Below are 14,086 nucleotides of genomic sequence, written 5' to 3'. Positions count from 1 at the left end.
TCCCGTGCGACTGCGCGCCCCCAGGCGACTCCGCACCCCCCTGGCCCTGTGCGGGGCCGCGCTCCTGGTCCTCGTGGGGCCGCCGCTGCTCACCACGGGCGACGGCGACGACTCCGGCACCCGGATCCCCGGCCTGCGCCTCATGGTCCCCAACACCCCCGGCGGCGGCTACGACATCACCGCCCGCACCGCGGCGAAGAACGCCGAGGACGCCGGGCTCACCCACAACATCGAGGTGTTCAACCTGCCCGGCGCGGGTGGCACCGTGGGCCTCAGCCGCCTCGTCGGCGAGCACGGCAACGGCCGGCTCGCCATGTCCATGGGCCTCGGCGTCGTCGGCGCCGTCCGCTCCAACGACGCGCCCAGGTCCCTCGCCGACACCACCCCCATCGCCCGGCTCACCGAGGAGCAGGACGTCGTCGTGGTGTCGAAGGACTCCCCGTACGACACCATCGACGAGCTCGTCACGGCCTGGAAGGAGCGGCCGGGGAAGATGCCCGTCGGCGGCGGTTCGGCCCCCGGCGGGCCCGACCACATCGCGCCCATGCTGATGGCCCGCGCCGCCGGGATCCCGCCGAAGGACGTCAACTACGTGCCCTTCGACGGCGGCGGCGAACTGCTCGCGTCGATCCTCGGCGACAAGGTCGCCTTCGGCGTCTCGGGCGTCGGCGAGTACCTGGACCAGATCAGGTCCGGGGAGCTGCGCCTGCTCGCGGTCACCGGGCCGAAGCGGGTCAAGGGCCTCGACGGGCCCACCCTCAAGGAGTCCGGCTACGACGTGGACTTCACCAACTGGCGCGGCATCGTGGCACCCCCCGGCCTCTCCGACACCGAGCGCGACAAGCTCATCGGGCTCGTCCGCGCGCTCCACGGCTCCACGGAGTGGCGCGCGTCCCTCAAGAAGAACGGGTGGGACGACGCGTTCCTCGTCGGCGACCGGTTCGGCGACTTCCTCGACGCCCAGGACCGGCGCGTCGTCTCCGTCCTGAAGGAGCTCGGCCTGTGACCCCCGCCGAACCCACGCCCGCCGAACCCACGCCCGCCGAACCCGCGCCCGCGGCCCGCGACCGCCGCGCCTGGCTGCGCGACCACTCCGAACTCGGCGTCTGCGTCCTGCTGCTCGCCCTCGGCGCCGTCGTCCTCACCGACGCCCTCACCATGGACGTCGCCATCGCCCAGCGCGGCCCCATCGGCCCGCGCACCGTGCCGATCGCCGTCGGCTGCGGTCTGCTCCTCATCTCCGTCCTGCTCGCCGTGGACGTCCTGCGCGGCGGTCGCGGCACGGCCGAGGGCGGCGAGGACGTCGACCTGTCGGAACCCGCCGACTGGCGCACCGTGCTGCTGCTCGCCGGGGTCTTCCTCGCCACCGCCGTCCTCATCGAGCCGGTGGGCTTCCCCGTCGCCGGAGCCCTGCTCTTCTGGGGCGCCGCCTACGCTCTCGGCAGCCGCGCGGTCCACCGCGACCCGCTCATCGCGGCCTCGCTCTCCCTGGTCACCTACGCCGTCTTCGACAACCTGCTCGGCGTGCCGCTGCCCGGCGGCCCCCTGATGGGAGTGCTGTGACATGAACTCCTTCGCCTCCCTCATGGACGGCTTCGGCACCGCGCTCACCCCGGTCAACCTGCTCTGGGCCGCGGTCGGCGTGCTCCTCGGCACGGCCATCGGCGTCCTGCCCGGCATCGGCCCCGCGATGGCCGTGGCCCTGCTGCTCCCGGTGACGTACGGGCTCGAACCCACCGGCGCCTTCATCATGTTCGCGGGCATCTACTACGGCGCGATGTTCGGCGGCTCCACCACGTCGATCCTCCTCAACACGCCGGGGGAGAGCGCCGCCGTCGTCGCCGCCATGGAGGGCAACCCGATGGCCAAGTCCGGCCGCGGCGCCCAGGCGCTCGCGGCCGCCGCCATCGGCCACTTCGCGGGCGGGATGATCGGCACGATCCTGCTCGTCGCGCTCGCGCCCAAGGTCGCGGACCTCGCCGTCGACATCGGCGCGCCCGACTACTTCGCCGTCATGGTGCTCGCGTTCATCGCGGTGACGTCGGTGCTCGGCTCCTCCCGCATCCGGGGCCTTGCGTCCCTGCTGATCGGCCTGACCCTCGGCCTGGTCGGCCTCGACCAGATGACCGGACAGCAGCGCCTCACCTTCGGCTCGCTCCAACTCGCCGACGGCATCGACGTGGTGATCGTCGCCGTGGGCCTCTTCGCGATCGGCGAGGCCCTATGGGTGGCGGCCCGTCCCCAAGTTCTCGGCTTCGCTCGAACAGGGGAGACCCCACTTCGCCGCACCAGCGGCCGGGCGATCCCCGTCGGCCGCCCCTGGCTCGGCAAGCAGGACGTCAAGCGCACCTGGAAGTCCTGGCTGCGCGGCCCGCTCATCGGCTTCCCCTTCGGCGCGATCCCCGCGGGCGGCGCGGAGATCCCCACCTTCCTCTCGTACGTCACCGAGAAGCGCCTGTCGAAGCACAAGGACGAGTGGGGCAAGGGCGCCATCGAGGGCGTGGCGGGACCGGAGTCGGCCGCGTCGGCGTCGGCCGCGGGCACCCTCGTGTCCATGCTGACCCTCGGCCTGCCCACGACCGCCGTCGCCGCCGTGATGCTCGCCGCCTTCCAGCAGTACGGGATCCAGCCCGGACCCCTGCTGTTCGAGCGCGAGTCGGAGCTGGTGTGGGGCCTGATCGCGTCCCTGTTCGTCGGCATGGTGCTGCTCCTCGCCCTGAACCTGCCGCTGGCGCCCGTGTGGGCGAAGCTGCTGCGCATCCCGCGCCCGTACCTGTACGCCGGGATCCTGTTCTTCGCCGCGGTCGGCGCGTACGCCGTCGGCGGCGAGGCGTTCGACCTGGTCATCCTGCTCGTCATCGGCCTGATCGGCTTCGGCATGCGCCGCTACGGCCTGCCGGTCCTGCCCGCGGTCATCGGCGTCATCCTCGGCCCGAACGCCGAGCAACAGCTGCGCCGCGCCCTGCAGATCAGCGACGGCAGCGTCCGGGGCCTGGTCGACACGCCCTTCTCGGTCAGCGTCTACGCGCTGATCGGGCTGATCCTGCTCTGGCCCCTGCTGCGGAAACCGGCGCGCCGCCTGCTGAACTTCCGCCGTACGGTGAGGGAATGACCGACAAGATCACCCCGGCCGGCGCGCAGGCCGCCGTCCGCCCCGCCACCGCCGCCGACGTGCCCGCCGTGCGGGCGATCACGCACGCGGCGTACCACCACTACATCGAGCGCATCGGCCGTGTGCCCGCCCCCATGGAGTCGGACCACGCCCAGAACGTGGCGGCGGGGCGGGTGCACGTCGCCGAGACCCCGGAGGGCGCCGTCGTCGGCCTGGTGGTCGTCTACGCGTACGACGACCATCTGTACCTGGACAACATCGCCGTCCACCCCGACGCCAAGGGCACCGGCCTCGGCCGGCGCCTCCTGGAGTTCGTCGAGGAGCACGCGCGCGGCCTGGGCCTGCCCGAGATACGGCTCTACACCAACGCGATGATGTGGGAGAACCAGAAGCTCTACCCGCGCTTCGGCTACGAGTTCGTGGAGCGGCGCGTCGAGGGGATCTACGACCGCTTCCACTACCGCAAGGCCGTGCTGGCCTGACGGCCGGTTCCCCGCGCCCCTTACAGGGCCGTGAACGCGCCGTCGGAAGCGAAGGCGAGCGCGGCGAAACGCTCGCCCATGCGCTGATGGGTCGCGGCGTCCGGGTGGAGGTTGTCCGGCAGGGGGAGGCGGGCGGCGTCGGCCTCGCCGTAGAGGGCGCGGCCGTCGAGGTAGTGCAGGTTCGGGTCCTCGGCGGCCCGCTGCCGCACGATGCGGGACAGCTCGTCGCGGATGACGGTGAGCGTCAGCTTCCCGGCGGCGCGCTCCGCGGGGTCGCCCGCGGCCACGAACCGGAGCCTGCCTTCGCCGACGCCGCTGAAGTCCGGCGCGCTGGGTCCCGGCGTGTCCTCGTGGATGGGGCACAGGATGGGCGAGACGACGAGGAGCGGGGCGTCGGGGTGGCCCTCACGGATGGTGTCGAGGAAGCCGTGGACGGCCGGTCCGAAGGCGCGCAGCCGCATCAGGTCGGCGTTGACCACGTTGATGCCCAGCTTGACGCTGATCAGGTCGGCTGGTGTGTCCCGCAGGGCGCGGGCGGTGAACGGGTCGAGCAGCGCGCTGCCGCCGAGGCCCAGGTTGATCAGCTCCACGCCGCCGAGCGCCGCGGCGAGCGCGGGCCAGATGGTGGTGGGGCTCGCGGCGTCGGAGCCGTGGCTGATCGAACTGCCGTGGTGCAGCCACACCTTGCGGCCGCGCTCGGGCAGCGGCGCGACCGGGGCGTCGGCGCGCAGCGCGACGAGCTCGGTGGTCTCGTTGTGCGGCAGCCAGATCTCGATGTCCTTGTCGCGGTCCGGCAGGCCCGCGAAGCGCAGGGTGCCGGCCGGACCCGGCCGCGTCTCGGCGGACCCGGCGGCCATGTCGATGGTCAGGGTGTTGCCCTCGGCCAGGCTCTCCCGGCCCACGAGGTCGCCGTCGACGAGCAGGTCGTAGACGCCGTCGGGCCGCGGCGGCGCGCCCGCGTAGACCCGCTTGGTGGGCAGCGCGTCCAGTTCCACGACCGTGGCCCGGCTGCGGAAGGCGACGCGTACGCCGGAGGGCTGGGACTCCGCCATGGCGAGCTGGCCGTCGGCGCACTGGGCGCGGGCCCGCGCGGGCAGCCGGTGCGGCAGCAGCCCGTGCGCGGTGCGCTCCAGGTCGAGGGCGCCGCGCAGCAGGCCGGCGGTGAGAGGGATGGTGGTCAAGGGGTGCTCGGTACGCATGTCTCAGCCTGTTGGGGTGGGGTGGGGAAGTGATGTCCGGGCGGGGCGCGAGCCGCGCGGTGATCCAGGGCGGGGCAGGGCGCGCCCGCGTGGTGCCTCCGGGCAGGGCAGGGTCCGAGGGGCACGGTGTCTCCGGGCAGGACGCGGCCGCCGTGCCCCCGGTCGGGGCGGGACACGGCGGGGCCGGAGCACGTGTCTCAGGGCGCGGGCCAGTTCCGCAGCAGGGCGTCGAGGGAGTCCAGGATCCGGACCCAGCTCTCCTGCGGGTCCGGCTCGCTGTGGCTGAATCCGCCCGCCGTCTCCAGGCTGACGTAGCCGTGGAAGACGCTGCCGAGCAGCCGGACCGCGTGGGTCTGGTCCGGCTCCGCCAGGTCGTAGCCGCGCAGGATCGCCCGCATCATCGCCGCGTGCCGGACGCCCGCGCTCGCGGCCGCCGTCTCGGGGTCGAGCCGCAGCCGGGCCGCGGCGTAGCGCCCGGGGTGCTCCTTGGCGTAGTCGCGGTAGACGTGCGCGAAGGCGGTCAGCGCGTCCTTGCCGGAGCGCCCGGCCAGCGCGTCGGCGGCCCGGTCGGCAAGTTCTCCCAGGGCCAGCAGGGCGATCCTCGTCCTGAGGTCCTGGGAGTTCTTCACGTGCGAGTACAGGCTCGCGACCTTGACGTCGAACCGCCGGGCGAGCGCCGAGACGGTCACCTGGTCGAAGCCGACCTCGTCGGCCAGCTCCGCGCCCGCCCGGGTCAGGCGTTCCGGGGTCAGTCCCACGCGTGCCATATCGGTCCTCTCCTTCGACAGAACCGATTATGCAGTTACCTAAAGGCTTTAGGCAAACTGGATTACTCCTTAGGCTGGGGCGGAAGGGCCGCGGACGACCTCGGGAGGAGCCCCCGCTCGGCGAGCCGCTCCAGCTCGTCCAGGGCCCGCACGGCCGCGGCGGCCGCGGTCGGGTCGGCCGCGGTGATGCCGCTCGCCGCGAACTCGTCCTCGTCCAGGCGCAGCACGGCACTGCCGTCCGCCGCGCACCACAGGTCGAGGTCCAGGTCCTCGACGGTGAGGACGGCGCCGCCGCGGACGGCGGGCCGGGTCACGTCGCAGTACCAGCCCTTGAGCGCGCCGTCCGCGGCGTACACCTCCTTCACGGCGTACCAGCGGTCGCGCCAGTAGTGCTCCACGAACGTGTCGCCCGGCTCGAAGCGGACGAAGCCGAAGTCCCGTACGCCCGCGCCCGCCCAGGGCGCGCGGACCGTGACGCGGGTGCCGTCGTCCGCGAGCAGCCGGGCCGGATAGCGGATCTTCGTGCGCCCCGCCTTGCGCAGCTCGACCTCGACGTCGGCCGAGGGCTCGACGTCAGTCGACAGAACGGACATGACGGACCTCCGTGTCATGGATCTCGTAACCGAACCACTGGTTGATCGCGGCCATCGGGCCGTTCTCGCTGTCGTTGCCCGTGAACGCCTCCGCGAAGCCCGCCGCCCGCGCCCGGTGCAGCGAGGCGTTCTTCGCGAGCTTGGCCAGGCCGCGGCCCCGGTGGGCGCGGGCCGTGCCGGTCATGCCCGACGCGTACCGGGACGCGTCGTCGGTGTGCGCCAGCGTGAACGCGGCGGGCTCCCCGTCCACCACGGCCACCGTGGTCAGCTCGTGGTTCAGGAGCGGGTGGCGCCAGGTCTCGGTGAGCCAGTGCGCGTAGTCCGTGAACTGCGCGGTCACGTCGCCCGGTTCGTCCGCCACGGTCTCCGCGTCCAGGGCGAACAGGGGGCGCGGGTCGTCCCGGAAGTCGGCCGCCGAGCGCAGTTCGACCCCCGGGGGCGGCTCGGCGAGCGGCGGCAGTCCGCCCCGCGCCAGGTCGAGGCGGAGGAAGTGCGCGGTACGGCTCGCACGGTAGCCGCGCCGGGCCGCGAACGCCCGGTCGCGCGGCGTGTCGAGGACCCACGAGTACAGCGCCGTCGCGCCCTCGGCCGCGAGGTGCTCCTCCGCCGTGCGCACGAGCAGCGAGCCCGCGCCCAGGCCGCACCGCTCCGGGTGCACATAGACGTTGAGGAAGCCCTGGCCCGGCTCCGGGCTGTCGTGCGCGATGCCCACCTGGGCCGTGCCGACGACCTCGCCGTCCGCCTCCGCGACCAGCGCGCGGTAGCGGGCGTCGGGGTGGGCGTACGCGCAGGAGTACGCCACGGACGCGGCGGTGGCCAGCAGCGCGGGCACCGCCGCGCGCCGCACCGCCGCGTAGGCGGCGGTGTCCCGCGGGTCGAAGGTGCGCAGGTCACGCACCCGGATCTCAGTCATGGCCCGGACGGTACGCGCGAGGCGGGCCCGGGTGCCTCCGAATTTCCGCCGGTGCGGGACAATCGGCGGGTGGCTCTGAAGATCGTCATCAAGGAAGGCGCGGGCGCCGCGCCGCCGTTCGAACAGGTGCGGACGCAGATCGCCGAGCAGGCGCGGGGCGGGCTGCTGCCCGTCGGCTACAAGCTGCCGACGGTACGCGGGCTCGCCGAGGAGCTCGGGCTCGCGGCGAACACCGTGGCCAAGGCGTACCGGGCGCTGGAGGCGGACGGGGCGGTCGAGACGCGGGGGCGGCACGGGACGTTCGTCGCGGCGGCACGCGAAGCCGGGGCTCGTGCGGCGGCCGGGGCCGCGCAGGCCTATGCCGAGCAGGTCCGCCGCCTTGGCCTCTCCGAGACCGAGGCGGCCTCGGCGGTCCGCGATGCCTTGCGTGCGGCTTACGGCTCCCCTGCCTGAGCCCGGTGCAACGGTTGCCCACAGCAGGAAGGCGCTCAGGGCTACAAGTACAGCCCCGCGTCCGTGCTGTCCCGGGTGGACGGGATGGACGGCGGGGTCGTGCCCCGGCGCAGGGCGTACAGCTCGGCCAGGGTCGCGCCCTCGCGCGAGACGCCCTCGGTGGTGCCGAGCCAGCTCACCGACTCGGCGCGGGTGAGCGCCCCCACCTCGATCCGGGCCAGACACCGCCCGGGCCGCACCACCGCGGGGTGCAGCCGCTCCAGGTCCTCGTTGGTGGTGACCCCCACCAGCACGTTGCGGCCCTGGCCGAGCAGTCCGTCCGTGAGGTTGAGCAGGCGCGAGAGGGCCTGGCCCGCCGTGTGCTTGGCCTCGCCGCGGATCAGTTCGTCGCAGTCCTCCAGGAGCAGCAGCCGCCAGCGGCCCTTCGCCGTGCCCTCGTCCTCTCCGATGGCGATGTCCATCAGATAGCCGACGTCCGTGAACAGGCGCTCCGGATCCAGGACGCAGTCCACCTGGCACCAGTCGCGCCAGGAGCGCGCGAGCGTGCGCAGCGCCGACGTCTTGCCCGTGCCGGGCGGACCGTGCAGCAGCAGGAGCCGCCCGGAGATGTCCTCCGGCGTCGTCTTCATCAGCTTGTCCATGGCGTCGGCCACCGGCGCGGTGTAGTTCTGCCGCACCTCCGACCACGTGCCGGCGGAGATCTGCCGCGTCGTGCGGTACGGGCCGCGCCGCGGTGAGACGTACCAGAACCCCATGGTCACGTTCTCCGGCTGGGGCTCCGGGTCGTCCTGCGCGCCGTCCGTGGCCCGTTTCAGGACGTCCTCGGCGAGCTCCGCGGTGGTCGCCGTGACCGTGACGTCCGCGCCCCGGTTCCATCGCGAGACGAGCAGCGTCCAGCCCTCGCCCTCGGCGAGCGTCGCGCTGCGGTCGTCGTCGCGGGCGGCCCGCAGCACGCGGGCGTCCGGCGGCAGCAGCGTCGAGCCCGCCTTCACCCGGTCGATGTTCGCACTGTGCGAGTACGGCTGCTCGCCCGTCGCGAAGCGGCCGAGGAACAGCGCGTCGACGACGTCCGACGGGGAGTCGCTGTCGTCGACGTTGAGCCGGATCGGCAGGGCGTCCTGAGGGTTCGCAGACATGCCGCCATGATCCGCCACGGACGCGCCCCTGTGCACCCCGGTTTCGGTACTCCGCCCGAACGCCACGCGCCAGTCCCGGACACTCGTACGGAACGCGCCCGACCGGGAATCGTCGCCGTTACGCTGACCCTCGATGCGACGGCATGGGTGGAACTCGGATGCGCGGAAGTGGCGTCTCGCCGCTCTGCTCGGCGTTGGTGCGGCCGCTCTGGCCCTGGTCCTGACCGTGCTCACGCTGCCCGACGAGCGCGGCGGCAGCACCGCGGGCACCACCAAGGACGGCGACAAGGTGCACGGCACGCCCATGGACCCGCCGCCCCGGGGAGAGGCCCAGGTCGGCTGGGGCTTCACGCACACCCAGCACAGCGCGGACCAGGGCGAGGACGCCGCCGTCGCGCGCGCCGAGAAGCTGCTCAAGGGCCAGCCGCGCCCGCTGCCGCAGATCCAGCACATCATGGGCTGGGGCTCGGGCAACCCCGAACCGGTGCAGGGGCGCTACGACTTCGGCGCCATGGACCGCCGCGTCGACTTCATCCGCGCCACCGGCGGCACGCCCGTCGTCACCCTGTGCTGCGCCCCCGACTGGATGAAGGGCGGCACGCCCGGCTCCGACCACACGAACTGGAGCAAGAGCTCCCTGGAGACCGCCCCGGAGCCCGAGCACTTCGACGACTTCGCCCGGCTCGCCGCCACCGTCGCCAAGCGCTATCCGGACGTACGGCACTTCATCGTCTGGAACGAACTGAAGGGCTTCTGGAACAGCACCGAGCACCGCTGGGACTACGAGGGCTACACCGAGCTGTACAACCGCGTCTACACAGCGCTGAAGGCCGTCAACAAGGACATCATGGTCGGCGGCCCGTACGTCGTGTTGAACAGCGTCGACCCGCGCCAGACCGACGGCGTCTCCAAGGAGCTGAAGGGCCCCTGGGGCGCCATGGACCAGCGCTCGCTCGACGCCTTCGACTACTGGAACAAGCACAAGAAGGGCGCCGACTTCGTCGTCGTCGACGGCGCCTCCTACACGGTCGACGACGAGCTGGTCCCCGACGCGTTCACGGCCACCGAGAAGTTCACCGACGTCAGCCGCTGGCTGCGCGAGCGCTCCGGCGACCTGCCCCTGTGGTGGGCCGAGTACTACGTGGAGCCCGGCGACGGCGAGGACGAGCGCGACGGCTGGTCCGAGGCGCACCGCGTGGCCGTGCACGCCGCCGGACTCATGGCCCTGGCCCGCGGCGGCACCACCAGCGGCTTCTACTGGAACCCGCAGAAGCGCGGCGAGTGCGCGGGCTGTCTGTGGAGCTCGACGCAGCTCGCCGACGGCGGCCGCGGGAAGCCGATACTGGACCTGCTCGGGAAGTTCTCCGCGGCCTTCCCGCCCGGCACCCGGTACGAGAAGGTCACCGTCGCCGACGACGACGTGCCGAACGTCCGGGTCCTCGCCGACGACGCCACCGTCCTCGTGGTGAACACGCTCGACCGGCCCATCAGCGCGCTGGTGGACGGCAAGCGGTTCGACCTCGCCGGGTACGGGGTGAAGTGGCTCAAGCGCTGAGCCGCTCCACGCCCGCCCGCGAGCGGTGGGCCCACGGGGCCCACCGGGCCTACGCCATCGTCAGGAACCGCTGGATCAGCGACGCCAGGAACACCGCGAGCAGCGGCAGCGAGAACCAGAAGCTGCTCTGCAGCCAGCGCTGCTGCGCCATGCTCGGCGGCACCGCGACGCGCACCACCTCGCGCGCCGCGAGCAGCAGGACGAGCGCCAGCACCGCGAGGCCGCCGACCACCGACCACGGGGTCCACGTCACCTTGGGGCCGACCGCTCCCGGATCCGCCTTCGGCACCGCGCCCTTCGGCTGCTCGCGCAGCGCGTAGAGCGTCGCGTCGGCGTTGCTGAGGACCTTCTTCAGGTCCGCGCGCCGGTCCAGGTTCCGCACGAGCCGGGTGTCCCAGTGCTCCGGATAGCCCGAGTCCATCTGGAGGTACACCGTCTGGCCGCGGTTGACCATCAGATACGAGTTGGGCCCCGCGTCCTTGAGCGCCTTCACCAGGCCCGACACCAGGCGCGGGTCGGGCGGCGCGAGCGTGGGCAGGTACTCGACCTTCTCCGGGTCCTGCTTGCCCCAGGGGATCGCGGGCGTCACGTTGGTGACGGTGTCGTTGCTCATCCACAGCAGCCGCACCGTCGGGTCGTCGTGCGCGTACACGTACTCCATCGCGGCGACCTCGCCCGTGCGGACGCGCTCGAAGGGCTCGTTGCCCCAGCGGGCCACCAGGAAGCCGCCCACCAGGACGAGCCCCGCGAGCAGCGCGGCGTACGGCGCGAGGCTCACCCGGTCGCGGTCCCGCTCCTTGGCGGTCGCCCCGGTGCGCGGGAACAGCGCGAGCCCGCCGAGCAGGGCCACCCCCGGCAGCGCGAACATGAAGACGCGCAGCGCCATCTCGCCGCCGTAGCTCTGCATGCCGAAGCCCAGGAACGGCACGAAGGCCAGGACGACGAGGGACACCTCGCGGTACTTCAGCCTGCGCCTGCGCAGCCAGCCCCAGCAGGCCAGCGCGAGCACGCTCCCGGCCAGCGCCACCCGCGTGTACAGGACCAGCTTGTGCGTGGGGTCGCCGCCCTCGATGCGGCCGGAGACGGACGACGACACATTGCCGCCGACCCCGCCCACGCCGCCGAACAGCTCGTCGAAGTGCCCCGACCAGTACGGCTCCGCGAGGAAGCCCAGCCACAGCACCACGAGGACGCCGAAGAGCAGCGGCAGGCCCCGCAGCTCGCAGCGGCGCACGAGCACGAGGACCGTGACCACGCCGAGCATCACGAACGGCGTCAGCTGGTGCGCGGGCACCGTGGCCGCGAACAGGCCCATGAGGACCAGGAGCAGCACCGCCTGCTGCCGCCGGTTCGCGGGCTCCACCTCGGCCTCGCCGGGCCGCCGCTTCGACCAGAGCACGCGCGGCGCCCGGAACCACACCAGGAGGATCGCCACGAAGGCGATGTACAGCAGATAGGTGAAGCCCTGCGGGGAGAAGTAGTCCTGGCCCACCCAGCCGCTCAGGACGAACAGCCACAGGCCCGTCCACTTGGCCCGCCAGCTCGCCCGCATGTGCCGGGTGAGCAGGAACATCGGCGGGAGGTACAGGAGCTGGACGGTCAGCGGCCACCAGCGGATGAGCTCGGTCAGGTCCGAGACGCCGCACGCCTCGGCGAGGAACGAGGCGCCCGCGAAGAACCCGGGCCAGCTCCAGCGCGCGTCCAGGTCGGGCGCCGCCGTGCCGGTCCGGTCGATGAACTCCATGAAGCCCAGGTGCTGCCAGGCCGTCGCGAACCGCGGCTCGGTCTCGATGACGGCGGGCAGCGCGTGCAGCGACACGACGGTGGCCACGAGCGTCACCGCGAGCAGCCGGGTGCGGGGCCGGTCCAGACGCAGCAGCGAGGCGAACACGACCACGAGGAGCACCGCGCCGACCAGCGTGGGCACCGGCAGGACGGAGATGAGGCCGAGCCCGCCCATCGCGTCGAGGTCGCCCTCGCCGAGCCCGAGCGCGGGCACCCAGTACAGGCCGAGGGCCAGCGCCAGGAGCAGCGCGAGGACCGGCGGGGTGCGGTCCGGGGCCGGGGCGGGGCGCGACGGGGGAGCGGGCGCCGCGGACGCCGGTGAACCGGCGGACGGCCCGGGCGGCTTCGCCGTGGCGGGCCCGGACGCGCCCCGGGCGGCCGGGGAGCCCGTGACGGGTGTCGGTGTCTTCATGCCCGGTGAACCGGGCGAGGCCGGGGCCGGTGACGGCACGGCGGCCGCACCCGTGGCGGAACCGGGCGCGCGGCCCGGGCCCGGGCGCTCCACCGGTGCCCCGTGCGACGGCGTGCCGCCGAACGGCCGCCCCACGGCCCACGTGGGCCGGTGCCCGTCCATGCCGCCCCCGTCCGCGTTCCCCGAGCCCGGGCGCGGCCGCGTCCCGAACACCGGCGTCGCCGGGCCGGGCCGCACGTCCGGCCTGCGCTCCTGGTGGTCCAGGTCGGCCCGGTGGATCGCCAGTTGCAGGGTGTCCGAGTCGAGGGAGTCACGCAATGCCCACGCCGGGCCGAGGCGGTGCCCGGGGGCCTTCCTGAGGGCGGTGCTCTGGGCGCGGGCCACCGGTGACGGCGGGACGTCCGGGGTGCCGAGGTCCGCGAGGTCGCCGTCCGGCGCGGCCTCCGGGGCCGTGCGGTGCGTGATCGCGTACAGCTTGGGCGCGGCGATCGCCACGATCACCGCGAGGCTGGAGATCTCCGCGACGCCCGCGCCCGTCAGGCCCATCCGCGGCAGCAGGACCAGCGTCAGACCGAGGACGAGCACGCACAGCAGGCCCTGCAGCCAGGCGAGGCCGGACGTGCGGCTCTGCGCCCTGAGGACGGCGAAGTACGTCTCCATGACGACCCGCAGCGCGGACCCGACGGCGAACCAGCGCAGCAGCGGCGTCGCCGCCTCCGAGTAGCCCTGCCCGAACACGTGCAGGATGTAGGGCGCGCCCAGGAAGATGACCGCGCACACCGGCAGCATGATCCGCAGCATGCGGCGCAGCGCCGCGCGGGTGTTCGCGGCGAGCCGCGCCGGGTCGTGCGCCCCCTCGACGGTCAGCGAGGCGCCCATGTTGATCGCCAGGAGGTTGGTGGTGCCCGCGATCGTGGTGGTGATGTAGAAGTACGCGTTGTCCTCGGAGCTGACCTGCGAGGCGACGATCACCGGGACCAGGTACACCACGGCGAGCGAGAACAGCGAGCCCGTGTAGTCACCGGCCAGGAAGCGGCCGATCTCGCGCAGCGAGGGCGGCTTCGCCTTGCCCTCGGTGGCCCGCACGTGGCGCGGCACGAGGCGCCGGAACACCAGCCAGCCGAGCGGCACCACCGACAGGGCGATGGCGGCGACCCACGACACGAACACCCCGGCCGTGGGGACGGCCGCCGCGAAGACGATCAGCAGGACGAGCTTGACCACGGAGAACACGGTGTTGCCCACCGGCACCCACACCGCGCTGCGCAGGCCGGTGAGCACGCCGTCCTGGAGGGTGAGCAGACACCAGGCCACGACCGCCGCGACGAAGCCCACCCCGGCGAGCGGGCCGTGCAGGAAGCGGTACGAGGGCCCCCACAGGTCGAGCGTGCTCAGGAAGATCAGCGCGGCGAACCCGACGACGATCGAACTTCCCGCGTACGTACGGAAGATGAGCTTCCCGGTGGCGCGGCCCGCCACCGGGATGAAGCGCGCGAGGGCGCCCGTCAGCGTCACGGCGGTGACGCCCGCGAGGAGCTTCATCGCCGCGATGGCCGCCGAGCCCTGGCCGACCGCCGACTCCGAGTAGTACCGGGCGGCGGCCAGCCAGAAGCCCAGGCCGAGGACGCCGGAAATACCGGTGTTCAGCATCAACGCGTAGGCGTTGCGGAACAGCGGGC

At 73.3% G+C, this 14,086-nt stretch carries 12 protein-coding genes; 6 read left to right on the top strand and 6 right to left on the bottom strand.

Features of this window, described 5'->3' with window-relative positions:
• Positions 1–10 precede the first annotated feature (10 nt).
• The 4 genes from C9F11_RS09445 to C9F11_RS09430 are packed head-to-tail and all read left to right on the top strand — an operon-like array spanning position 11 to position 3,594.
• Positions 11–1,006, top strand: coding sequence for a tripartite tricarboxylate transporter substrate binding protein (locus C9F11_RS09445; RefSeq protein WP_138966269.1), 996 nt, complete (start codon positions 11–13; stop codon positions 1,004–1,006).
• Positions 1,003–1,563, top strand: coding sequence for a tripartite tricarboxylate transporter TctB family protein (locus C9F11_RS09440; RefSeq protein WP_138958833.1), 561 nt, complete (start codon positions 1,003–1,005; stop codon positions 1,561–1,563). Before C9F11_RS09445 ends, C9F11_RS09440 begins: the two co-directional genes overlap by 4 nt.
• Before the next feature lies 1 nt (position 1,564).
• On the top strand, positions 1,565–3,112 hold the full coding sequence (locus C9F11_RS09435) for a tripartite tricarboxylate transporter permease (RefSeq protein ID WP_138958832.1): 1,548 nt from the start codon (positions 1,565–1,567) through the stop codon (positions 3,110–3,112).
• Positions 3,109–3,594, top strand: coding sequence for a GNAT family N-acetyltransferase (locus tag C9F11_RS09430; RefSeq protein ID WP_138958831.1), 486 nt, complete (start codon positions 3,109–3,111; stop codon positions 3,592–3,594). Before C9F11_RS09435 ends, C9F11_RS09430 begins: the two co-directional genes overlap by 4 nt.
• A 20-nt stretch (positions 3,595–3,614) precedes the next feature.
• On the opposite strand, the gene C9F11_RS09425 is transcribed toward C9F11_RS09430, so the two are convergent.
• The 4 genes from C9F11_RS09425 to C9F11_RS09410 form a co-directional block, all read right to left on the bottom strand.
• Positions 3,615–4,793 (bottom strand): GDSL-type esterase/lipase family protein, encoded by a 1,179-nt coding sequence (locus C9F11_RS09425; RefSeq protein ID WP_171075682.1) that lies wholly within the window; start codon positions 4,791–4,793, stop codon positions 3,615–3,617.
• A gap of 197 nt (positions 4,794–4,990) precedes the next feature.
• Entirely contained in the window at positions 4,991–5,560 is a 570-nt protein-coding gene (locus C9F11_RS09420; protein WP_138958829.1) for a TetR/AcrR family transcriptional regulator, read from the bottom strand.
• Between the two features lie 62 nt (positions 5,561–5,622).
• Positions 5,623–6,153, bottom strand: a complete 531-nt coding sequence (locus C9F11_RS09415; RefSeq protein WP_138958828.1) for a DUF402 domain-containing protein — start codon at positions 6,151–6,153, stop codon at positions 5,623–5,625.
• Positions 6,134–7,066: a GNAT family N-acetyltransferase gene (locus C9F11_RS09410; RefSeq protein WP_138958827.1), complete on the bottom strand. Its 933-nt coding sequence runs from the start codon at positions 7,064–7,066 to the stop codon at positions 6,134–6,136. The genes C9F11_RS09415 and C9F11_RS09410 overlap by 20 nt, the downstream gene beginning before the upstream one ends.
• A 69-nt stretch (positions 7,067–7,135) precedes the next feature.
• Between C9F11_RS09410 and C9F11_RS09405 the strand changes: the two genes are divergently transcribed.
• On the top strand, positions 7,136–7,519 hold the full coding sequence (locus C9F11_RS09405; protein WP_138958826.1) for a GntR family transcriptional regulator: 384 nt from the start codon (positions 7,136–7,138) through the stop codon (positions 7,517–7,519).
• Positions 7,520–7,560: 41 nt separating this feature from the next.
• Here the strand turns inward: C9F11_RS09405 and C9F11_RS09400 are convergent, their stop codons facing one another.
• On the bottom strand, positions 7,561–8,655 hold the full coding sequence (locus C9F11_RS09400; RefSeq protein ID WP_138958825.1) for a DUF5925 domain-containing protein: 1,095 nt from the start codon (positions 8,653–8,655) through the stop codon (positions 7,561–7,563).
• A 133-nt stretch (positions 8,656–8,788) separates the two neighbouring features.
• Here C9F11_RS09400 and C9F11_RS09395 point away from each other — a divergent pair, with 133 nt between their 5' ends.
• On the top strand, positions 8,789–10,210 hold the full coding sequence (locus C9F11_RS09395; protein ID WP_138958824.1) for a xylan 1,4-beta-xylosidase: 1,422 nt from the start codon (positions 8,789–8,791) through the stop codon (positions 10,208–10,210).
• 49 nt (positions 10,211–10,259) lie between these two features.
• Here the strand turns inward: C9F11_RS09395 and C9F11_RS09390 are convergent, their stop codons facing one another.
• Complete coding sequence (locus C9F11_RS09390; protein WP_249402155.1) at positions 10,260–14,057, bottom strand: lipopolysaccharide biosynthesis protein; 3,798 nt, start codon at positions 14,055–14,057, stop codon at positions 10,260–10,262.
• Between the last annotated feature and the right edge of the window lie 29 nt (positions 14,058–14,086).

Origin of the sequence: Streptomyces sp. YIM 121038 (assembly GCF_006088715.1) — a bacterium.
Taxonomy (GTDB): domain Bacteria; phylum Actinomycetota; class Actinomycetes; order Streptomycetales; family Streptomycetaceae; genus Streptomyces.
Note: the sequence above shows the minus strand (reverse complement) of the source record. Positions and strands in the feature narration are given on the sequence as shown.

Excerpts from the sequence above, each read along its gene's own strand:
- C9F11_RS09435 (WP_138958832.1), top strand. The coding sequence starts at position 1,565 with ATGAACTCCTTCGCCTCCCTCATGGACGGCTTCGGCACCGCGCTCACC.
- C9F11_RS09430 (WP_138958831.1), top strand. The coding sequence starts at position 3,109 with ATGACCGACAAGATCACCCCGGCCGGCGCGCAGGCCGCCGTCCGCCCC.
- C9F11_RS09425 (WP_171075682.1), bottom strand. The coding sequence starts at position 4,793 with ATGCGTACCGAGCACCCCTTGACCACCATCCCTCTCACCGCCGGCCTG.
- C9F11_RS09420 (WP_138958829.1), bottom strand. The coding sequence starts at position 5,560 with ATGGCACGCGTGGGACTGACCCCGGAACGCCTGACCCGGGCGGGCGCG.
- C9F11_RS09415 (WP_138958828.1), bottom strand. The coding sequence starts at position 6,153 with ATGTCCGTTCTGTCGACTGACGTCGAGCCCTCGGCCGACGTCGAGGTC.
- C9F11_RS09410 (WP_138958827.1), bottom strand. The coding sequence starts at position 7,066 with ATGACTGAGATCCGGGTGCGTGACCTGCGCACCTTCGACCCGCGGGAC.
- C9F11_RS09400 (WP_138958825.1), bottom strand. The coding sequence starts at position 8,655 with ATGTCTGCGAACCCTCAGGACGCCCTGCCGATCCGGCTCAACGTCGAC.
- C9F11_RS09395 (WP_138958824.1), top strand. The coding sequence starts at position 8,789 with ATGCGACGGCATGGGTGGAACTCGGATGCGCGGAAGTGGCGTCTCGCC.
- C9F11_RS09390 (WP_249402155.1), bottom strand. The coding sequence starts at position 14,057 with ATGCTGAACACCGGTATTTCCGGCGTCCTCGGCCTGGGCTTCTGGCTG.